Below are 22,110 nucleotides of genomic sequence, written 5' to 3' on the forward strand. Positions count from 1 at the left end.
AACTCCATCTGCGACGCCTTCGCCAACGAAACTGAAACCGAAGTGTTGCAGACCGGTTCACACCGGGTAGTTATACACCCCTTCCTACCCCCTAAAAACGTGCATCCACCTGGCGATTTTGCATGTTGCACATACGCTGTTAAAGTTACTTTCCGTTGCACAGCACGGCACACAGAAGCCGGAAGGCAACAAAGCGCCATTAGCTCAATTGGCAGAGCAACTGACTCTTAATCAGTGGGTTCGGGGTTCAAGTCCCTGATGGCGCACAATCCCTCCCCGGGAGGTGCGAAACAAAAGCGCACTTTCCGGGGATTTTTGTATGTGCGCCCCATACACTAACCGGGTATGACTACAGCCCTCCTCATCGTCGACGTGCAAAACGACTTCTGCCCCGGCGGCTCCATGGCCACTGCCGGCGGTGACGTCGCGACCCAACGCATCGCCGCCCTGCTTGCCGATGCCTCCCGCACCCACGACTACACCCGCGTCATCGCCACGCAAGACTGGCACATCGACCCAGGCACGCACTTCGCCGACGATCCGGATTTTCAGACCTCGTGGCCGGTGCACTGCGTGGCCGATTCCGCAGGCGCGGCGCTGCGGGAGCCACTGGACCCGGCGCGCATCGACACGCTGGTGCACAAGGGCCAGTACGACGACGGCTACTCGGGCTTCGATGGCACCGTGGCCCAGCCTGTAAGCGCCGCGAGGCGCGGGCTGGCGGAGTTCCTGCGGGCGGAGGGCATCGACACGCTGGACGTGTGCGGCATCGCCACGGACTACTGCGTGCGCGCCACCGTGCTGAGCGCGCTGAACGAGGGGTTCGCCGTCCGCATCCTGCCGGAGCTGTGTGCGGCGGTGGACGAGGAAGGCGGCAAAGAAGCGCTCAAGGAAATGGAGCGCGCCGGCGCGGCCGTGGCATAGTGTCTCTACATGACTGCGCGCGCCGACGATCCCTCACCTTCCCGGGTGACCATCTATGACGTCGCCGCGGCGGCAGGGGTGTCGGGCTCGACCGTCTCGCGCGCGCTGAGCCGGCCCGACAGGGTGAGTTTTGCCACGGCGGAGAAGGTCCGCCAGGCGGCGGACCGGTTGGGCTACAAGCGGGAGCTGGCCACCCGCCACGAGCCAACCCCTGGCGCGCACCGGACGAAGAACCTGGGGATTATCGTCGCGGACATCGCCAACCCGTTCTTTTTGGAGATCGTCCAAGGCGCCGAGCACGCCGCCCGGGTAGGTAACTTCCAGATTGTCGTGGCCAACGTCCACGAGGTCGCCGGCCGTTCCGTTTCCGCCGCCGAGTCGATCATCCCGCGCATCGACGGGTTGCTGTTGGCCTCGGCACGGCTGGACAACAGTGACATCGCCAAGCTCGCCCGCCGCGTGCCCACCGTCGTGGTCAACCGGCCGGTGCCCGGTGTGCCCAGCGTACTCATCGATAACTACGACGGCGCGCTGAAGGCCACGCGCCTGCTCGCGGACATGGGGGCGCGGTCGCTGACGTACATCGCCGGCCCGGAAAAGTCCTGGGCCGACGCCACCCGCCTGCGGGGGCTTTTCGATGCCGTCGGCCACCCCGACCACGACTCCCGCCCCGATACCCGCGCGCGGGCGGTGACGGACCCGCTGCACCACGTGAGCATCGCGCACTTCCGCGCCGACTCCCCCGACACCCTGGGCGGGCGGCGCGCGTTTGCGCGGTGGGCGAAAAGCCCCACCGACGCGGTTGTCTGCTTCAACGACTTGGTCGCCGTCGGGTTCATGCAGCAGGCGCAGAAGGAGGGCGTGGCCGTGCCTGACGATGTCGCCGTCGTCGGCTTCGACAACACCGAGCTGTGCACCATCGTGCAGCCATCACTGACCACCGTCGCCGGCCCCCTGCGCACCGTCGGGCGCGTCGCCGCCGCCAACGCCATGGCGCTGGTCACCGGGCAGCGCAGCCACATGGTAAAACCGCGCATCCTCCCCACGCGAGTCATCGAGCGGGAGTCGACGCGGCGGCGTTAACCCACCGCCCTGAACAACACGACAGTGAGAAGTAGCTCACTGCAACTTTTGGCAACTTTTTGAGTCACACTACCCGGGGCGGTGACAATTCTCGGTATGACGGAGTCACACGCATACCATCCGGACCGGTTGCTGCCGGTCGATCCGACGACGCGGGACATCGCCAGGCGCCTGCTCAACCACGTGGAGGATCTGCCGATCATCTCCCCGCATGGGCACCTGGACGCGCAGATGTTCGTCGATGACGCCGCGTTCCCCGATCCGACAGAACTCATCATCAGCCCGGATCACTACGTCACGCGCGTGCTGCATTCGGCGGGCATCCCGCTATCTGACCTGCGCGTCGGCAGCACCGAGGGCACGTCACCGCGCGAGGCGTGGCGCATCTTCTGCGAGAACTGGTCGCTGTATGCCGGCACCGCGTCCGGCTACTGGCTGGAGCAGGAATTCGCACACGTCTTCAGCATCGACCCGGGCCGCCTGAACGCCGAGGAGGCCGACGCGGTCTACGACGAGCTACAGTCGGTGCTCGCGCAGCCGGACTTCCGCCCCCGCGCGCTGGCCGACTCCTTCGGGCTGGAGGTCCTGGCCACCACCGACGATCCGCTCGATGACTTGGAAGCGCACGCGAAGCTCGCGGCCGACCCGTCGTTTTCGCCGCGGGTGCTGCCCACGTTCCGCCCGGACGCGTACACGAAGATGTACAACCCCGGCTTTGCAGAGAACGTCACTCGGCTCATCGATACGGCCGGCGACGGCAAGACCGGTTTCGCTGGCTACCTGGAGGCCATGCGCAACCGCCGCCAGTATTTCATTGACCACGGCGCGACCAGTTCCGATCACGGCACCCACGACGCCTGGGCGCACCCGCTTGACGATGCCGAGGCCGACCGCATCCTGCACAAGGGCCTGCGGGGCGAGGCAACCCGCGAGGAGGCCTACGCCTTCGAGGGCAATATGACCTACCGGTTCGCGGAGATGGCCACCGAGGACGGTCTGACCATGACCATCCACCCGGGTGTGTGGCGCAACAGCTCCCGCAGCGCACTGGAGAAGTACGGCCCGGACACCGGCCACGACATCCCGTTCCAGATGGACTTCATCAACGGGCTGCAGCCGCTGCTCAGCGACTTCGGCGAGAACCCCGACTTCCACCTAGTGCTGTTCACCATCGACGAGACGACGTTCTCCCGCGAGCTCGCGCCGATGGCCGGCTACTACCCGTCGGTCTACGTCGGTGCGCCGTGGTGGTTCATCGACGAGGTCGACGCGATCGCCCGTTTCCGCGCGTCCACGACGGGCACGACCGGTTTCTCCCGCTACTCCGGGTTTATCGATGACACCCGCGCCTACTGCTCCATCCCAGTGCGCCACAACACCGCACGCCGCGTCGAGGCCGGTTACCTCGCCCGACTGGTGGCCGAGCACCGCATCTCCGAAGACCGCGCCGCCGACGCCATCGTGGATCTCATCGACGCGTCCCCGAGGAGGGTGTTCAAGCTATGAGCAAGGAGCTAAACCGCACGACTGCCGATGCCCCGGCAGCCCCCATCCGCCTCGTTCACCTAGGCCTCGGTGCCTTCCACCGCGCTCACCAGGTTTGGTACACCCAGCACGCGGAAGACGGCAATGAGTGGGGCTACGCCTCGTTTACTGGCCGCGGGCCAAAGCTGGCGGAGGCGCTCGCCCCGCAGGACGGGCTGTACACCCTGGTCACCCGCGCCGACGACGGCGACTCCACCGAGCTCATCACCGCGCTGTCGGAAGCACAGCCGGCCGATAACCTCGCGCGCCTCGTGGAACTGATGGCTGGCCCGGACGTCGCGATGGTCACCCTCACAGTCACCGAGGCTGGCTACCACCTCACGGACAGCGGCACGCTCGACATGAACGATGCCGACGTGGTCGCCGACGTGAAGGCACTGCGCGCCGCGCACGCGTCGGGCGCATCGGACGCGCCTGGCACTCCGGGCACTCCGGGCACGCCGGACTCGCTAGATACTGCTGCCGGCCGCATCGTCGCCGGGCTCGCGGCGCGCCGCGCGGGCGCGGCTGACGCGGACTCCGACGGGTCTGGTTCCGTCCGCGGGATCGCCGTGATGAGCTGCGACAACGTCGCCGGCAACGGCGAAATGACCCGCGCGGCAGTACTGGGCACGGCCCGCGCCGTTGACCCGGAACTTGCCGAGTGGATCGAGCGCACCGTCACCTTCCCATCGACCTCCATCGACCGCATCACGCCGGCGACGACCGATGAGCTCATTGAGGAGGTCACGGCAGAGACCGGGTACGCGGATAACGCCCCGGTGGTGGCCGAGCCGTTTGCCTCGTGGGTCATCTCCGGCGACTTCCCCGCCGGCCGCCCCGCCTGGGAGACCGCCGGCGCCGAGTTCGTCGACGACATCGAGCAGTTCGAGCGCCGCAAGCTGTGGCTGCTCAACGGGTCGCACTCGCTCATGGCGTACTACGGGCAGCTGCGCGGCCACGAGACGGTGGCCGACGCCATCGCGGACGAGGGCATCCGCGCCCACGTGGAGGCCCTCTGGGACGAGGCTGCCCACCACCTCACCGCCGACGGCCTCGACGTGCCGGGCTACCGCGAAGCGCTCCTGGAGCGGTTCAACAACCCGCGCATCCGCCACAACCTCGCCCAGATCGGCATCGACGGCGGTACCAAGCAGCGCATGCGCGCCGTGCCGATTATGAAGGCGGAGCGCCGCGCGGGGCGCGACGGCAAGGCCGCCGCGTTCTCCATCGCCGCCTGGATTGCCTTCCTGTTGCGCAACGGCGGCTCCGAAGACATCGCGGACTCCCGCGCCGACGTGCTCAACCGGGCCCGGCAAAGCTCCGCGCCCGTCGCCGCACTGGTTTCCACCCTCGACGAGGGCCTGGGCACCGACCGGTCAGCGGTCGAGCTTATCCGCGAACTCACGGAAGAGATTTCTTCCCACCTCCGCTAGAACGTCTCGGCTTACGCCGAGGGAAAGAAGCGTTTTACTATGACTGCCGCGTTGACATCCGCCGAAAAGGCGACGACTACGCACCTGCCGTTTAGCCGCATCATCGGCTACGGTTTCGGCGATGCTGGATGCAACATCGCGTTCCAGATGACCGGTCTATTCCTGCTCGTCTTCTACACCGACGTCGTGGGCATCCGCCCTGAGCACTCCGGCGCGATTTTCCTGTTCATCAAGATCTGGGATGCGTTCGCCGACATTTTTGCTGGGCGCATGGTGGATCGCACCATGACCCGCTGGGGCAAGTTCCGCCCGTTCCTTCTGTGGTACGCCGTGCCACTTTTGGCCAGTAACCTCCTGTGTTTCTGGGCCCCATTCGACGACTACTGGAAGAAGGTCGGCTGGGCAGCCGCGACCTATGCACTCATGGGGCTTTTGTACTCCCTGGTCAACATCCCCTACGGCTCGCTGGCTGGCGCGATGAGCCAAGACCCGGTCGACCGCTCCCGCATGGCTAGTGCACGCATGGTCGGTTCCGGCTTCACCATCTTGGTTCTATCCCTCTTCCTGGCCCCGGCTATTAAGTCTGCCAACAACCTGCAGCACACCTTCCTGGTGACCTCGGTCGCGTTCTTCGTCGTGGGCTCGATCTTCTTCGCCATCACGTTCTTCACCTCGAAGGAGGTGGTCTACCGCGAGGTGGAAAAGGTATCACTGCGCGACACCATCGAGACGGTGAAAAACAACGGTCCGCTGGTGCGCCTGTGCGGTTCCTCGCTGTTCTACCTCACCGGTCAGAACGTTGTCTCCGCGATGGGCGCATACCTGGGTATCGACATGCTTGGACGTCTCAGTGACGGCAACTGGCTCACCAGCGCCATCATGGTGATCACCACCGGCGCTGTGCTGTATACGGGACCGTTCGGCCCCATGGTGACCCGCCACCTGGGCAAGCGCAATGGCTTCGCGGTCGCCTCTGCTGTGGCGGCTGCCGGGCTTCTCATCTTCTGGATCGGAAACTCGCTGCTGGCCAACCTGTGGGTAGGCCTGCTGGGTCTGTTCATCACCGGCGCTTCGATGGCCGTGCTTAACACCATGACGTGGGCCCTCGAGGCTGACACGGCCGAGTACGGCGAGCTAAAGACTGGTATCCGCACCGAGGGCGCCACCTACGCCGCTTTCTCTTTCACCCGCAAGGTTGGCCAGGGTGTGGGCATGGCTATCGCTTCGTGGACCTTGGCTCTTGCCAGCTACGACCAGGCGGCCGGCCACGCTGGGCAGTCCAGTGACACCATCAATTCGATGGGGCTTTGGTTTGCCGTCTTCGCTGGGGCGTGCTTCTTGGGTGCCGGCCTCATCATGCTCACCTACCCGCTGACGGAGGAAAAGTTCCAGGAAATCATGCAGGCCATCAACTCCCGCCGCCAGCAGGGGCAGACGATCTCCGGGCGCGCCGATGGTGGACACCCCGAAAACGCCCTCGGCACCGAACTCGCTGGGAACACCACAACACCTGCCCCTTAAGCGCAGGTACCTCCCTGCCAACGATTCAATTTTCCTCTCCTCTCGCTTCGCTGAGAAAGGACCCGCCTTGCTGAAGCCGCAGATGACCGCCACGCGCGATTCCCGCAGTCTAGACGGAATCTGGCATTTCGCGGTCGACTGGAATAACGACCTCGACCCGGCCGAGCTGACCACAAGCGGTCTCCCCCACCCGGTTGAAATTGCCGTTCCGGCATCCGTCAACGATCAGTTCGCAGACTCCGAAACTCGCGACCATGTGGGCTACTGGTGGTACCAGCGCCGCGTTCGTGTTCCAAAGACGTGGAAGGACCAGGAGACCGCCCTGCATTTCGGCTCGGCGACCCACCACGCCGCGGTGTGGATCAATGGCAAGCACGTCGGTTCGTTCAAAGGTGGTTACCTCCCCTTCGAGTTCGACGTCACCGACCACGTCACCGCCGGGGAAGAGTTCCTCTTGACCGTCCGCGTGGACAACCGGCTGGACAATTCGTGCATTCCACCGGGAGAGGTCAAGGTGCTGCCGGATGGCCGCCGCGTGCAGGGCTATTTGCACGACTTATACAACTACACCGGCTTGCACCGCAGCGTGAACCTCGTCACGCGCAGCCCGCGCCACGTGGACGATGTCACTATCTCCACCACCCACGACGAGAACAGTGCCACAGTCAACTGGCGCATCGAGCTCTCCGAGCCGGCGGTGGCAGCAGGTGATGAAATTCGTGTGTCCATCGTCGACCAGCACACCGGCGAAGCCGTTGCGGAAGGTCGCGGGGCGGATTCCTCGGTCGTCATCGATAACCCCGTGGTGTGGACCCCTGGAGTGGGCGGTCTCTACGACCTCGTGATAACGGTGGTCTCCAACGATGGTGAAGTGCTTGATGAGTACGCCCAGCACTTTGGTGTCCGCACGGTGGAAATCCGCGGCACCGATTTCCTCATCAACGGTGAACCGTTCTACTTCACTGGCTTCGGAATGCACGAAGACCACAACACTTTGGGCAAGGGCCACAGCAACCCGCACATGGTCCAGGACTTCGAGCTGCTCAACTGGATTGGCGCCAACTCGCTGCGCACCAGTCACTACCCGTATTCCGAAGAATTTATGGACTACTGCGACCGCAACGGCATCGTGGTTCTGGACGAGACCCCGGCTGTGGGGCTCAACTGGTCCATGGCGGGCGGGATCCTCGATTCAGACGGTGGTGAGACCTTCGAGGACGGGCACGTTGATGCCTCTACTCAGGCGCAGCACCGCCGAGAAATCGAAGGCCTTATCTCCCGCGATAAGAACCGCCCCGCAGTGGTGATGTGGGTCATCGCGAACGAGCCCGACAGCGCCGCGGACCGTGCCCGCGGGTACTTCGAGCCCCTCGTCGATCTCACCCGCGACTGCGATCCGTCTCGGCCCGTTGGCTACGCGAACGTCATGTTCGCTCCCCCGCACGAAGACAAAATTAACGACCTCTTCGATGCCATCCTGCTCAACCGCTACTTCGGCTGGTACCTCATGAGCGGCGACCTAACCACGGCGGAACACGCCATGCGCGCCGAACTCGACGAGTGGGCCGGAAACGGCAAACCCGTCATCTACACCGAGTTCGGTGCGGACACGGTCGCCGGCCTGCATTCGGTGTACGACACCGCCTTCACCGAGGATTTTCAGGTCGCCTACCTGGAAATGTGCGCCCGCGTCTTCGACTCCTCGGAGGCGGTGGTCGGCGAGCAGATGTGGAACTTCGCCGACTTCCAGACCAAGTTCGGCTACGCCCGCGTTGACGGCAACAAGAAGGGCGCGTTCACGCGCGACCGCCGCCCGAAGGCCGCCGCCCGCTATCTGCAAAAGCGGTGGACCACCAAGCCGGAAGCCCTGCGCGGCCAGCGCAACCCGCGGCTCCGCGACCACACCTAAAAAGCCCCGGATCAGTCATTTACCACCCTTAAACACCAGAAAGGTAACCTCACCCACCATGTCCGCGAAAATCACCAAAGCCGAGGTCTTCGTCTTTTCCACCTCGCGCAACTTTGTCACGCTGCAGGTCACCACGGATGACGGCGTGGTCGGCGTGGGCGACGCGACGCTCAACGGCCGCGAGCTCGCCGTGGCCGCCTACCTGAAAGAGCACGTCTGCCAGCTGCTCGTCGGCCGCGACGCCCAGAACATCGAGGACACCTGGCAGTTCCTCTACCGCTCCGCGTACTGGCGCCGCGGCCCGGTGACCATGGCGGCCATCGCCGCGGTGGACATGGCGCTGTGGGACATCAAGGGCAAGATGGCGAACATGCCGGTCTACCAGCTGCTCGGCGGTGCATCCCGCGTCGGCGCCCGCGCCTACGGCCACGCGTCCGGCACGGACCTGGAAAGCCTCTTCGACTCCATCCGCTACGAGATGGAGCTCGGCTACACCATGATTCGCGTGCAGACGTCGGTGCCGGGCATCGACAAGCTCTACGGCGTCGCGGACCAGGAACAGTCCACGGGCCAGCGCTACGACTTCGAGCCGGCCAACCGCGGCGACTGGCCGGTGGAAGAGGACTGGGACTCGGCCGCCTACATGCGCCACGTGCCCAAGGTCTTCGAGGCGGTGCGCAACGAGTTCGGCCCGGAGCTGCCGCTGCTGCACGACGGGCACAACCGCCTCACCCCGCGCGAGGCCGCCCAGTTTGCCAAGGACCTAGAGCCGTACAACCTGTTCTGGTTGGAGGACGTCACCTTAGGTGAGAACCAGGAGAACCTGCGGATTATCCGCCAGCACTCCACCACGCCGATTGCCATCGGCGAGGTCTTCAACACCGTCTACGACATCAAGGACCTCATCGACAACCAGCTCATCGACTACGTGCGCTGCGCGACCACCCACTTCGGCGGCATCACCCCGCTGAAGAAGGTCATGACCCAAGCCGAGCCGTACCAGATCAAGTCCGGCTTCCACGGCCCGACGGACGTCTCCCCCATCGGTTTCGCCGCCGAGCTGCACCTGGACATCAACATCCACAACTACGGCGCGCAGGAGTACATGACCCACTCCGACGAGACCTTGGAGGTCTTCGAGACGTCCATGACCTTCGAAAACGGCCTGCTCCACCCGAGCGACGCCCCGGGCCTGGGCGTCACCTTCCACCCGGAGGTGGCCGAGAAGTTCCCGTACGAGCAGGCGTACCTGCCGTACAACCGCCTGGCGGACGGGACGGTCCACAATTGGTAAACCACGACTATTCCGCACTGCAGTCCCGCCCGCAGCACATCGTGGTCATGGGTGTGTCGGGGGCGGGGAAGACGACCATCGGCACGCTGCTCGGCGAAAAACTCGGCCTGCCCTACCGGGACGGCGATGACCTGCACCCGCAGGCGAACATCGCCAAGATGGCGGCTGGGCATGCGCTTGACGATGCCGACCGCTGGCCCTGGCTTGCCCTCGTCTCCGAGTGGTTAGGCGAGCGCCCCGCCGGCGGCATTATCGGCTGCAGTGCGCTCAAGCGCAGCTACCGCGATCTCATCCGCTCCGCCGCGCCGGACACCGTGTTCATCCACGTGCACGGCTCCCGCGAGGTGCTGGAAAAGCGCATGCACGAGCGCGACGGGCACTTCATGCCCGCCTCCCTGCTGGACTCGCAGCTGGCCACGCTCGAGCCGCTGGGGGACGACGAGGCCGGCACGGTCGTGGACATCGACGCCGCGCCGGACGTGGTGGCGGGCACCGCCGCCCGGTGGTTGGAGCAGCACTAGCGCTGGCGCGGCATAGTGCCGCGCCAGCGGGGATTAGTTTTCTGCCGGGTCCTCGTCGCGGACGGGGACCTCAGTGCCGTCGGACAGCGTGCGGTTTGTGAGGTTGTCATCCGGGTCGACGACGGCGATGTCTTTGCCGGCCTCGCGCAGGCGGCGCAGGCCCTCCTTCATCATCTTCCAGCCCATGCGATTGGTCTCGGTGACGCGGGAGACATCGAGAACCACGCGGCGCCTGTCCCACTCGTAATCGGCGAGCTGGTAGAGGATGCTCTCGGCGGCGTTGAAGTTGAGCACGCCCTGCAGGTGGATGACGGTCGCATCCGCGGTGTCTTCCACGTTGCGGATGGAGTGGACGTTGTAGCGGTCCTCGGTGGACATCAGGTGCAGGCCCATGTCGTTGCTAAGCAGCTCGAAGGCGCGCACGCCGCGCACCGAGTTGCCTTCCTCGTTCAGCCGCGGCGAGTAGGTGGCCACGCCGAGCTGGCCCGGCAGGCAGCCGATGAGCCCGCCGGACACGCCCGACTTGGCGGGGATGCCCACCGCCGCCATCCAGCGGCCCGCGCCGTCGTACATGCCGGCTGAGCTCATCACCGCCAGCGTCTGGCGGCAGACCTGGGTGCTCAAAATCTTCTCGCGGGTAACCGGCTGCTTGCCGCCGTTGGCCAGCGTCGCCGCCATCACCGCGAGGTCTTCCGTGGTGACCTCGATGGCGCACTGGTTGACGTAGGTGGCTACCGCGTCGTGCGCCTCGTCGCTGATGATGTCGTAGTTGCGCAGCATGTGCGCCAGCGAGTAGTTGCGGTCGGTGCTGCCCAGCTCGGACTCGCACACGCTTTCCACGATGCGCAGCTCGCGGCCCGCCATCTGCGAAAAGTACGCGCGGATGCATTCGACGCGGTCTTCCACCGAGGAGTCCACGCCGTTAATGAGCTGGGTCACCGCGATCGCGCCGGCGTTGATCATCGGGTTGACCGGCCGGTTGTCGTAGCGGTTGAGCGAAAGCTCGTTGAACGCCTCCCCGGACGGCTCCATGCCCACGATTTCGCGCACCTTGTCCAGGCCATACTCCTCCAGTGCGAGCGCGTAGACGAACGGCTTAGAGATGGACTGGATGGAAAAGGGCACGGTGCAATCGCCCGTCGAGTACAGGTGGCCGGTGGTCGTGCACAGCGCGGCGCCGAGGTAGCTCGGGTCCGTCTCGGCGAGCTCCGGGATGTAGTCGGCGACTTCGCCGTCGGTGTCATCCCACACGTTGCTGAGGATTTGCTCCAGGTAATCGGGGATCGGAGAGTCCATGATGAGGGGGCGTACCTGCCTACGAAAATGACCCCCGCCGCGGACCCTTCCTCGCGGAAGAGAGGGCCTGGGCGGAGGTTCCAGTTGAATCTAGGTGGAAATCAGCGCGAGCCGGCTACTTGCGGGTAGCCAGGATGCGCTTGAGCTCCTTGATGTCGTTGGAGCGACGGCGGTTGCGGAAGACGGCGAATGCGATGCCGCCGACGACGACCACGGCCACGCCGGCGAGGATCTTCTGCACGTTTTCATCCTGCAGCTTGTCGGTCGCAGCAGACTTCGCGTTATCCGCCAGGTTCTTCGGCTGGCTGCGGTCGGCCAGCTCGTCCAGGGTGCCGGCCAGCTGACGACGGGTGCGCTCGATGTCGCGCTCGATATCCTCAATGTTGCGTGCCACTTTTCGCTCCTGCTTCATCGACTAAATGGGGACAGTAAAAGTCCGCGTAAACAACGACAACAGTAGTCTAACGTGCCACCTTCGTGCAGGAGGGGCTCCCCCAGGCTGGGCCGCGCGTGACCGATGCTTCCTCCCGCTGCCGGTGAAGTACTGTGGGCCGCATGACTGATTCCAATCGTTTGAACGAAGGCGACAAGGCCCCCGATTTCTCCCTGACCAGCGATTCCGGTGAGACCGTTTCGCTGGGTGATTTCGCCGGCCGCCGCGTGGTGGTCTACTTCTACCCCCGCGCCAACACGCCGGGCTGCACGAAGGAGGCCTGCGATTTCCGCGACTCCCTCGAGCAGCTCAATGGCCAGGACATCGACGTGGTGGGCATCTCGCCGGACAAGCCGGAAAAGTTGGCGAAGTTCCGCGAGGATCACGAGCTCAACTTCCCGCTTTTGTCCGATCCGGACAAGGAAGTCATGACCGCCTACGGCGCCTTCGGCGAGAAGAAGAACTACGGCAAGGTCACCCAGGGGGTTATCCGGTCCACCTTCCTCGTGGAGCCGGACGGCACCATCGGCCTGACCAAGTACAACGTCAAGGCCACCGGCCACGTCGCGCGCATCCTGCGCGACATGGGCGTCGACGCCTAATACTTACTGGGCATCGAAAGTAAGCAGGCAGGTGGCCAGCGCGTAGTCGCCGTCGTGGCTGACCGAAACTTCCGCGCCCCAGCCATCGCCCAGGCTGCGGTCCACCGCCTGCCGCACCACCCCACTTACGTGCAGGGCAATCCTGCCCCACGCGTCCGGGCGCGTGTCGATGTCCCGCCACACCACCTCCGTACCCGTGAGCACCGGTGGCGCTCCGTAGCGCGCCTGTGACCACGCCTTGAGGAAGGCCTCTTTCACGGCCCAGCGCCCAGCCAGGTGCTCCGCGCGGCGCGCACCCTCCGGGTAAGCGTCGGCCACGCGGCGCTCGGTGGCGGAAAAGACCTCCGCAAACCGCGTGCCCGGCCGCGCCAACTGCTCGGCGAAGCCGGGGACGTGGACGAGGTCCGTGCCGATCGTCATACGCCGGGTCATGGCTCGTTCGGGGTGCTGGTCGAGGGGGCATCGAGAAGCATGGCCTTCTCCGCAGCCGCCCGCTCGGGGCCGTCGGCGGTCTCGGTGGCCCGCGGGCGGCGGTAAAGCGGCGGCCCGCCGTACATCGCCTCGCGGCGGCGCCGCGCCCCGGCGCGCTGGCGGTCGGTGGCCCGCTGCGCCCACTTTTCGGCCGCAGACTCTCCGCGCGCGGCGGCGAGCGCCGCCCGGAACGCCGCCGGGTGGACCAGGGCGAGCAGCGCGGAGATGTGGCCGAAGCCCAGGGAGGAAATCAGGCCACACTTGATCACTCCCGCGCCACCCCGCTCTAGCGGCCTACGCAGCCACGTCAGGTGGGGAAAGCGGCGCAGCTCGGGATCGACGCAGTCCAAGCTGCGGTTCGGCGGGATGATGCCGGTGGCCAGGATTTGCGACAGCCCCTGCACCTGGAAGGCGGCCGCGCCGCCCTTGGCGTGCCCGGTTAGCGCTTTCTGCGAGACCACGCACAGCGGGTTGCCGGCGTCCCTGCCGAGCGCGGCGGCGATGTCCTCGTGCAGCTCCGATTCGTGCGGGTCGTTGACCGGCGTGGAGGTGTCGTGTTTGGACACCACCGCGATGTCGTTCGGCCCCACGCCCAGCTGCGCCAGCCCGCGCGCGAGTGGCGATGCATCCCCTCCGCGGGCTGCGCCTCCCCGCGCCGCGGCGAGCAGCCCCCGCCCGGGGGCGGGGACGGACGCGTGCAGGCCGTCGGCGAACGATCCGGCAAAGCCCACCACGGCGGTGACGGGCAGACCGAGGTCGGCGGCGACATCGCCACGCGTGAGCAGCACGGTTCCCCCGCCGGCGGCATCGACGAAGCCGGCGCGGCGGCGATCGTTCGGGCGGGAGTAGTACCGCTCCTCGATTCCCCGGGCGGCCAGCTCGCCCGAATCGGCGGTGGCCCCCATGTCGCCGAAACCGGTGATGGTCTCCGCATTGAGGTCATCGACCGCCCCGGCCACGACGAAGTCGGCCTTGCGAAGCCGCAGCAGATCGCTGGCCTGCTCCACCGACACCGCCGCCGTCGCGCACGCCCCGACCGGGTTGTGCTGTGCGCCGTAGCCGCCCACGTAGTCCTGCATGACGTGCGCGGCAATGATGTTCGGCAGGGTTTCCTGTAACACCTCGTTCTGCCGCGCCTCACCGAGCAGCCCGTTGACGTAGAGCGCCCTAAGCGATTCCACCCCGCCCATGCCGGTGCCCTGGGTGGACGCCACCTGCGCAGGGTGCACACAGCGCAGCAGCTCACCCGGAGTGGACCCGGCGGAAACGAACGCCTCGACCGTGCACACCAGGTTCCACACCGCCGCCCGGTCGACGTTGTTAAGCATCTCGGGCGGAATGCCGTAGACACCCGGGTCGAAGCCGTCGGGGATGGCGCCGCCAACGACGCGGGACATGGTCACGCGCTTGGGCACGCGCACCGCCGACCCCTTCGGCCGGGTGACTTGCCAGCCGGTCTCGCCCGCCTTAGCCGGGGCGATACGCACGCGCGGGTCCGCCGCGGCGAACTCGCGGGCGGCGGCCTCGTCGGCGACCTCGAAAGTCATATCGCGGTCGAGGTACACCGTGGAAAGCTCTGGGGCGAGGTTGTCCACCATCGGCGCGACCGGACCGAAGTCCTCGGTAAAGCGCCGCACGCCGCTGCGCGCGAGCACCTCGTCGTGGAAACGGGCCGCGATGTCCTTTTCGGCGATGGGCTGCGCATCGCCCTCCCCGGTGGTGGCGATCCAGCCGCGGTCGCTGTCGAAGTGGATGAGCCCCATCGACCACGCGAGCTCGATGACCCCCGCGGCGGTGAGGTCGCCTGTCGATTCCACCTGCCAGCGCGTTCGCGACGAACCGCACGCGCCGAGCTCGCCGCCGCCGACGATGACGACCATGTCCGCGAGCACCTGCCGCGCGTCCGCGCCGCCGGCCAGGGTGAATTCCGCGGCCGCCTCGGCGGTGGCGACGTCGCGGGTGAGTGGGCCATCGTCAATGCTCGGCAACGCCCGCGCGGTCGGTTCTTGCGCCTGCTCCGCGCCCGCCTGCTCCGCATCTCCCGCCGAGCCCGCCTCCGCGCGCAGCTCGCGCAGGCTCACCCCGGCGCGCAACCCGCCGGTGAGATCCAGCGTCTGCGGGTGCTGCGCCATCCGCGCCCGGTTATCCGCGTCCGCGAGGTAGCCCACCAGGCGGCTGGCGGTCTCGGCAGGCTCGCTCACCGCAATCCCGGCGCGACGCGCGGCGCCCACCAGGTCGTCGTTGGCGCCCATCAACCCGGTGCCGCGCACCCAGCCGATGTGGGCGTGCACCAGTGCCACGCGCCCCGCCCAGTCCGGTTCCGCCGCCCAGCGCGCCACCAGCGCGTCGAAGGCGGCCTTCGCCTCACCGTAGGCGCCGTCGCCGCCGAACAGGCCGCGGTTGGGCGAGCCCGGCAGCACCACGTGCAGCCGCTCCCCCACGTGCGCGTCGGCCCCGGCCCGCGCCAGCTTGGCGATGAGCCGCTCCACCGACCACACCAACACCCGCATCTGCGCCTCGGCGCCCGACCCGGCGTCCGCGAGGGTGCCCGCCACCGGCGGGGCGGCGAAGGGGAACAGCGCCCAGCACGATTCCCCTCGCGCATCCAGCCAGCCGGCGAGCGCGTCGACGTCGGCGAAGGATGAGAGATTCCCCGGCACCACCTCGAGGCTCGCCCGGCCCGCCGCGTGACGGCGGTACAGCTCGCGGTAGAATCCGCGGCGCGCTCCCGGCAGTCGGCCCGCGTCCCAGCGCGAGGTCGTCGCGATGACCCGCGCACCGCCCGCAAGCAGCTCCGCGACCACGGCCGCGGCAATCGAATTCGGCGACGCGCCCGTAACCACCGCGGTGCATCCATCGAAGGGGAGGTCTGTGGGGTGGCGGCGGGCGGCATCGGCAAGCGCGTGCGCCTCTGCCACCGGAAGGCCAGCGCCGCCCGCGAGGTACTCGGCCATGGCGGCCACGTCCTCACCGAGTGCGACGAACGACCCCACCTCACGATCGTGCCCATCGGGATCGCGTTCGCGGCCGGTCCGGCCGCAGCCCTCCGCCAGCCGGACGAGGTCCTCGCGCGCCGAGGCCCACCTATCGTCGAAGACCACCACTTTCTGCTGGTCAAAGATGGGCTCCACCCGCCGCATCCAGTCGCTTCCCAGCTCACGGCGTGCGGCGGCGGCCACCTGCGCATCGCTGTCGGCATCCGCCTCGGTCTCGGCCCCAGCGTCCGGTTCCGCGACCGGCTCGTGCTGGGCTCGCGCGTCGCCGTCGAACCGGCCCCGGCCCGGCCGTTCCACCGCCAGCTTCGCCGCGAGCTCTTCCGCCCCGGCCTCGACGGCGGTGTGCATCGCGTCGGCGAGGTAGCCGACAGCACTGGCCAGCTGTTGCTTACCGATGCCCACCTGGCCCATCTCCCCCGACGATTCCCGGCGCGGGCGCGGGATGGCCACTCCGGCGCGCTCGCCGGCGGCCTCGACGGCGGCGTCGATGAGCTGGCCCAGTTCCGCAGCGGACGCGGGGTTCGCAGGCGCGAGCGTGGCCAGCTGCCCGCCGCGGACGGAGGAACCCGCGCGGGTGCCGGCGGTAAGTTCGGCAATGACCCGATCGGCCCAGCCGCCGCCGAGCTCCCATGCGCCGGTGACGCGCTGGGCCGCCTCCCCCGGCTTCTTGCCCGCCGGGCCGGAAATCCCCGCGAGCGTTGCCGCAGTGGTCGCGCGCAGTACCGGCCCGAAGGTGCGGTACCCGGTTGCGCGCGCGGCGATTGCCTCCGCGAGCTCGGCCAGCGACAGGTCGGCCGCGCCGTCGATGGCGGGGATGCCGAACTCGTGCCACACATCGAGAAGCAGCTGGTTGCGGCGCGACGAGACGCCGTCAACCAGCGTTTCGATGCTGTCGGTTGCCGCAATCTGATCCGGGCGCACGTCGGTCCACACCGCGGCGAGCAGGTGCAGCGCGATGTCGACAGACAGCGGATTATCCGCAGGCCGATCCGCGGGGCGATCCGCAACTCCGTCGGCCGGCGCGGGCAACTCCGCGGGCGCTTCTTGCGGGGCTTTATCGGACGCTGCGTCGGGAACCTGGCCCGGGACCGCGTCCGGTGCGTCTTCCGGCACCGCGTTCGGCGCGTCGTCCGGCGCTGTATCCGGCGCCTCCACCACGTCGGTGGCGAAAACCCGCTCGGCGTCACGCTCGACGTTGAGCACCTCGAGCCCGTCCGGTGCGTTGCCGCGGGCGCTCAGGGTCTGGCCCAGCATGTTCGCAAGCGTCGGCGACTGGGCCACGCCCACCTCGATAAAACGCTCCACCCCAAGTTGCCCCAGGATGAGCTCCTGCGTTTCAATCCAGCGCACCGGCGAGGCGAACTGCCAGGCCAGCAGCTCGATGAGCAGGGTGCGGGCGAGGGAGGCATCGGAAAGCGCCGTGCCGTCTGCCCGCTGCCGGCGCAGCTTCGCGATGACGGGCGAATCGACGACCCCTTCCACGGCGGCGAGGAAGTCGTCGTCCAGCGCGAATGGCCGCGCCACAAGGTTCGGGATGTAGCGCCCCACCAGCCGCGTGGCGGGCACGTCGGTGGGAATGAGCTCTTCTAGGTGTGCGCGGAAATCGTCCACGCCGCCCACCAGGCGGGAGCTGTGGAACGGCACGTCGAGGCCGGGAATGCGCACGACGGCATCGGCACGCGCAGCCCCCGCGTGCGCGGCAGCCTCCAGCGCCGCGATCCCGGCGCGCGTGCCCGCCACGGCGTACTGCCGGCCGGCGACGTTGTGGTTGACCACCTCTAAGAACTCACCGGACGCGTCGGCGACGTGGGCGACGAAGGCGGCGGCATCGGCAGGCGGGGGTGCCATTTTGTGCGGGCGCAGCGCGGCCATCGCATAGGCGGAGTTTCCGTCCGCGTCGCGGCTGACCAGGCGGTACATGGTAAGCCCACGGCGGTAGACCACGTCGATGACCGCCTCGAGGCTGAGCACCCCGGCGAAGGCGGCGAGCGCGGTGTACTCGCCCACAGAGTGGCCGGCGAAGTACGCGGTCTCCTCCAGCACGCCCTCCTCCCGCAGCTGTTCGACCTGCGCGTAGGCGAGCACGGCCATGGCCACCTGCGTGAACTGGGTGAGGTTGACCACCCCGTCCGGGTGGGTGAAGTCCTCGCTGGCCACGCGCACTCGGCGCGGGTTCGCCCGCACGATGTGCAGCACGGAAAAGCCCAGCTGGTCCCTCGTGTGCCGGTCGGCGCGTTCCCACACGGCGCGGGCGCTTGCCGATGCCCCGAAAGCCCCCATCCCCATCCCGCGGTGCTGGATGCCCTGGCCCGGGAAGGCGTAGAAGGTGACCGGGGCGCTTAGAGTCGCGGTCGCTTCCAGGACTGGCTCGCCCGCCACGGTGGCGTGGGCGGAAAGCACCGCGCCACAGCCGGGGCGCGGATCGACGCCGACGCGCTCGACGGTCACGGTGACATCATCGCCGGGGTGCACGGGCGCGAGGAAGGTGGCGTACCAGTCGCGCACGGCTGCCGGAGCGGCCTCTTGCGTGGCCTCCTGCACCACCGATTGCGCCGCCGCCGAGGTCCACATGCCGTGCACGATCGCGCCAGGATCGGCCAGATGCAGCGGGTTCATGTCGCCGGTGGCGAGGGCGAACTCGCGCATGTCACGCGGGGCGCGGACGGTCGCGCGGTGCACGAAGCTGCGCGGCTTCGCCGTGTACGACGCGTCGCTTGCCAGCGCGTCCCCGCTTGCCGACTCGTCCCCGCGGGTGGGCGTCCCACCGCGTCCGGGCAGTACGAAGACCTCCTCGAGGCGCGCCAGCTCGCGATGCCGGCCGGATGCAGCTGCGCGCATCGACACCGCGACGGTCACCCGGCGCGCTGCCGCGTCCGCCTCCACCGCGCGGATCCTCGCGGTGGCGGTCACGTCGTGCGTGTCGTCATCGAACGCGCCCAGGTCGCTGTCGGCGACGTCGATGCGGTGCTCCGCGTGCAGCAAGTCTGGGAGATCGACGACGAGGTCCTCGCGATCCGCGAGCACCGCGTAGATGGCGGGCCAGGCGAGGCCGACGAGGGCATCGACACGCGTGGCCGCACCCGTTACGGCCAGCGCGTGGGCGGTAACGCACTCCGGGCCCACCGTGGCCGTCCACTCGGCGACCCGATCGGTGCCCCGTACTTCCGGCAGCACTCCCCCGGCGGCGCGGCGGGCCCACTCGCGCATCGCGCTCAGGGCCGCCTCACGGCTCACCCGCGGTGGGCGCGCGGCGGGCAGCGCGGTATCGACGTGGACGGGGACCGACACGGGCGCGCCGTTGAGCTCCCCTGTCGGCCCCGCGGCGGGAAGGTGCAGCGCGGCGGCTGCGCCCGACTCGGCATCTGCGCTGTGTGCGGCGTCGACGACGGCCGCGGACCCCGCGTGCACGGGGTTGACGCGCGGGCGGCCAGCCCACTCAAGCACCGGGGCGCGGCGCACGACATCGCTGGGGCGCTCCCCTTCGCAGCGCGCGTCCTCGCTGCGGTGGGAAGCCTCCTTCACGCCCGCGAGCCGCGCCGCCGCGGCGTCCTCGAACCGCCGCAGAATATCGGCCACCGGCTCGTCCACGCGGGTCACCCCGCCCACCGCGACCGGGCCCGGGATGGCGCACACCGCGTCGGCGCCGTACCGCGGGTCGTGGGCCTGCCACAGGGAATCGCGGCGCCACCAGGCGTGGACGTCAGCATCGATAACCGGCACGAACCCCGGCGGCTTCCCGGCGCCGTCGCCGCCGCGCACGAGCTCAATGAACCAGTGCCTATCGGCCGGGTGCACGGTGCATTCCGCGGCCGCCGGGTAGGCCTGCACCAGCGTGGCGATGGCCCCCTCCGGGTCCCGCGCCGCATCCACTCGCCCAGCCACGCGCAGCGGGAATTCGCCGTCGTCGCGGTCGGTCAGGCGCGCCTCGGTGCGGGCAAGCATCGCGACAAAGCGCGCCGCCCAGCTCTCATCGACCCAGGGGTGCAGGACGCGCTCGCCCACGTCGCCGTCGCCCGCACCGAAAAACGACAGCTCCACGTAGCGGCGCAGCCACCCCGCGTACGTCATGTCCGCAATGTCGCCGAAGTACGGCTTCGCGGTCTCCGCCAGCGCGGCGATGATCTCGTCGCGGGCGCGGTCAATCGCGTCCGCGTCCCCGTCCGCCGCGCGCCGGGTGACCCGCCCGAGCAGCCGGCCGGCCCGACCCCAGGCGTTGTCCAGTTCGTAGAGGTCCGCGCCGAACTGCGAACGCCCAGCCGACACCCCGCCGGCCGCGGTGCCCGGCGCGATCCACTCGCTGGTGCCCGGCGTGTCCACCAACGCCTGTTTCACCGCCGGCGAGGCGGTCGATTCCCGGGCGGTGAGGGCGGCGGTGCCGATGAGCACGCCATCGACAGGCGCGGCCGGCAGGTCGAAATCTTCTGCCCACGTGCCGGTGAGGAACTCGGCGGCGCGCTCCGGTGTTCCGATGCCCCCGCCCACCACGAGCAGCACGTTGTCGCGGGCGCGGATGGCGCCGTACGTCTCAGCAAGCGTGTCTTCCAGCCCCTGCCACGAGTGGTGGCCGCCGGCCTGGCCGCCCTCCAGCTGGAGGATGAGGGGCTGGTTGGGCAGGGCATCGGCAAGCGCGAGCACCGTCTCCACGTGGCGGGCGGTCCCCGGCTTGAACGCCACCCACGGGATCGCGGCGGCCTTAAGCCGGCGAACCAGCTCGATGGCCTCCTCGCGCGGCGGGATCCCCGCGGAGACCACCACGCCATTAATCGGCGCGCCCGCCCGCCGCTGGTAAACGATGCCGCGCGGGCCGGTGATCTGCTCGCGCCACCGCTTCGCGTCGAGGTACAGCGCGTTGAACTGCGCATTCACGCCGTCATCGAGCTGGTCGTGCAGGGTCGCCAGCGCGCCCTCCAGCTGGGCCAGCGTGTGCTGCCCGCCGCCGGCTAACTCCGCCCAGTACCCCGCGTTCGCGGCCGCGGCGACGATAGCCGGGTCCACGGTCCCCGGCGTCATGCCGGCGAGCAACACCGGCGGGTAGCCGGTCACCTCCGTCAGGCGGGTTATCACCCGGCCGTGCTCCACGCGGGGTGTGTGGGCTGCCCACGGCCGGGGCTGGCGCGGTTGCGCGCCGGGGGTCAAAAGGAGGTTCTGCCCGTCTGGCGTGCCCGCCGCCAGCGTGCCGACGCCGCGCCCAGCCAGCACCTTCTCATTCATCACGGTCAGATGCGTGCCCGGCCCGATTTCGAGCACCCACCCGGCGTCGTGCTCGGCCACGGCACCGCGCAGGGCCCGCGGCCAGTCGATGACATCGGTGAGCACCGCGCGGGCGAGGCGGGCGGCGGTTGCCGCGGGGATCTGGTTATTGAGCTGGCCGACCCAGCGGTCGACCATGTCCACGGCGCGGCGCATGGCGGGATGGTGGAAGGCGGCATCGACACGCAGCGGCTGCACCGTGGCGTGCTCCGGGAGGGCCTGGTCCACCCGGTTCAGCGCGGCGGGCGTGCCGGTAAGGATGTGCTCGTCGCGGGCGTTTGTAAGGCCCAGGTAGACCTCGTCGCCGCCCTGCTTGGCGATGGCCCCCTCCACCTCCTTCTGCGCACACCCCATAACCGCGCGCATCGGCGCCCCGTCGCGGGTGGTGTGAAGGCCGGTCACGCTTGCCACCTTCTCGATGGCCGCGCCGATAAGCCGGGCCAGCGCCACCGCCTGCGGGCGGGTGAGCTCCCCGGCGGCCGCTGCCTGGGCGAGCACGCCCTGCGAGTGGCCGAGGTGCCCCCGCGCGGTGTCGACCGGGAAGCCCTGGGCAGCGAGGGAATCTAACGTGGCGAGCTGCACCAGGAGGATGCCCGGGGTGGAATACGCCGGGCGCGTCGGGGCGTCCGTGCTCAGCTCTAGTGACGGGAGCTGGGTGGCGAGCGCGCCCAGGATGCCGTCTGCGGCGGGGATGTCTGCGCGCAGCGTCTCCCCGTCGGGGTGGTCCAGCCACTCGCGCAGCACCGGCTGCCAGTGGCTGCCCTGGCCGGCGAACGTGAGAATGAATCCGGGGCGGGTGAATTCCGCGCGTCCCATGGTCGCTTCCACCTCCTGCAGACGACAAGCTCAC

13 protein-coding genes and 1 tRNA gene are annotated in these 22,110 nt (G+C 68.5%); 10 read left to right on the plus strand and 4 right to left on the minus strand.

The genetic code is table 11. The annotated features are described in order from the left end of the window. Nucleotides 1-193 precede the first annotated feature (193 nt). From CMASS_RS08255 to CMASS_RS08295, 9 genes are all read left to right on the plus strand, one after another. Nucleotides 194-266 (plus strand) — tRNA-Lys (locus CMASS_RS08255). Nucleotides 267-345: 79 nt separating this feature from the next. Then, nucleotides 346-924: an isochorismatase family protein gene (locus CMASS_RS08260; protein ID WP_022863756.1), complete on the plus strand. Its 579-nt coding sequence runs from the start codon at nt 346-348 to the stop codon at nt 922-924. A 9-nt stretch (nt 925-933) separates the two neighbouring features. Then, complete coding sequence (locus CMASS_RS08265) at nt 934-2,007, plus strand: LacI family DNA-binding transcriptional regulator (RefSeq protein ID WP_022863755.1); 1,074 nt, start codon at nt 934-936, stop codon at nt 2,005-2,007. Nucleotides 2,008-2,103: 96 nt separating this feature from the next. Continuing rightward, a complete protein-coding gene (uxaC, locus tag CMASS_RS08270) occupies nt 2,104-3,513 on the plus strand; it encodes a glucuronate isomerase (RefSeq protein ID WP_022863754.1) in 1,410 nt (469 codons plus the stop codon). Continuing rightward, complete coding sequence (locus CMASS_RS08275) at nt 3,510-4,967, plus strand: mannitol dehydrogenase family protein (RefSeq protein ID WP_022863753.1); 1,458 nt, start codon at nt 3,510-3,512, stop codon at nt 4,965-4,967. The genes uxaC and CMASS_RS08275 overlap by 4 nt, the downstream gene beginning before the upstream one ends. A gap of 39 nt (nt 4,968-5,006) precedes the next feature. Beyond that, nucleotides 5,007-6,488, plus strand: a complete 1,482-nt coding sequence (locus CMASS_RS08280; RefSeq protein WP_022863752.1) for a glycoside-pentoside-hexuronide (GPH):cation symporter — start codon at nt 5,007-5,009, stop codon at nt 6,486-6,488. A 67-nt stretch (nt 6,489-6,555) separates the two neighbouring features. Next, nucleotides 6,556-8,397, plus strand: coding sequence for a beta-glucuronidase (gene uidA / locus CMASS_RS08285; protein WP_022863751.1), 1,842 nt, complete (start codon nt 6,556-6,558; stop codon nt 8,395-8,397). Between the two features lie 58 nt (nt 8,398-8,455). Then, on the plus strand, nt 8,456-9,691 hold the full coding sequence (gene manD, locus CMASS_RS08290) for a D-mannonate dehydratase ManD (RefSeq protein WP_022863750.1): 1,236 nt from the start codon (nt 8,456-8,458) through the stop codon (nt 9,689-9,691). 47 nt (nt 9,692-9,738) lie between these two features. Continuing rightward, on the plus strand, nt 9,739-10,212 hold the full coding sequence (locus CMASS_RS08295) for a gluconokinase (protein WP_027018823.1): 474 nt from the start codon (nt 9,739-9,741) through the stop codon (nt 10,210-10,212). Between the two features lie 33 nt (nt 10,213-10,245). Here CMASS_RS08295 and CMASS_RS08300 read toward each other — a convergent pair whose 3' ends face one another. Further along, nucleotides 10,246-11,508, minus strand: a complete 1,263-nt coding sequence (locus CMASS_RS08300) for a glutaminase (protein ID WP_022863748.1) — start codon at nt 11,506-11,508, stop codon at nt 10,246-10,248. Nucleotides 11,509-11,623: 115 nt separating this feature from the next. Further along, the gene (locus CMASS_RS08305) at nt 11,624-11,902 is read right to left on the minus strand and encodes a DUF3618 domain-containing protein (RefSeq protein ID WP_022863747.1); all 279 of its coding nucleotides are present in this window, start codon (nt 11,900-11,902) and stop codon (nt 11,624-11,626) included. A 161-nt stretch (nt 11,903-12,063) separates the two neighbouring features. On the opposite strand from CMASS_RS08305, the gene bcp reads away from it, so the two are divergent. Next, the gene (gene bcp, locus CMASS_RS08310; protein WP_022863746.1) at nt 12,064-12,543 is read left to right on the plus strand and encodes a thioredoxin-dependent thiol peroxidase; all 480 of its coding nucleotides are present in this window, start codon (nt 12,064-12,066) and stop codon (nt 12,541-12,543) included. A gap of 3 nt (nt 12,544-12,546) precedes the next feature. Here the strand turns inward: bcp and acpS are convergent, their stop codons facing one another. Together acpS and CMASS_RS08320 are read right to left on the minus strand one after the other, a co-directional pair. Continuing rightward, on the minus strand, nt 12,547-12,963 hold the full coding sequence (gene acpS, locus CMASS_RS08315; RefSeq protein ID WP_022863745.1) for a holo-ACP synthase AcpS: 417 nt from the start codon (nt 12,961-12,963) through the stop codon (nt 12,547-12,549). A gap of 8 nt (nt 12,964-12,971) precedes the next feature. Then, nucleotides 12,972-22,076 (minus strand): type I polyketide synthase, encoded by a 9,105-nt coding sequence (locus CMASS_RS08320; protein WP_022863744.1) that lies wholly within the window; start codon nt 22,074-22,076, stop codon nt 12,972-12,974. Nucleotides 22,077-22,110 lie beyond the last annotated feature (34 nt).

Source organism: Corynebacterium massiliense DSM 45435, from assembly GCF_028609805.1.
Taxonomy (GTDB): Bacteria; Actinomycetota; Actinomycetes; order Mycobacteriales; family Mycobacteriaceae; genus Corynebacterium; species Corynebacterium massiliense.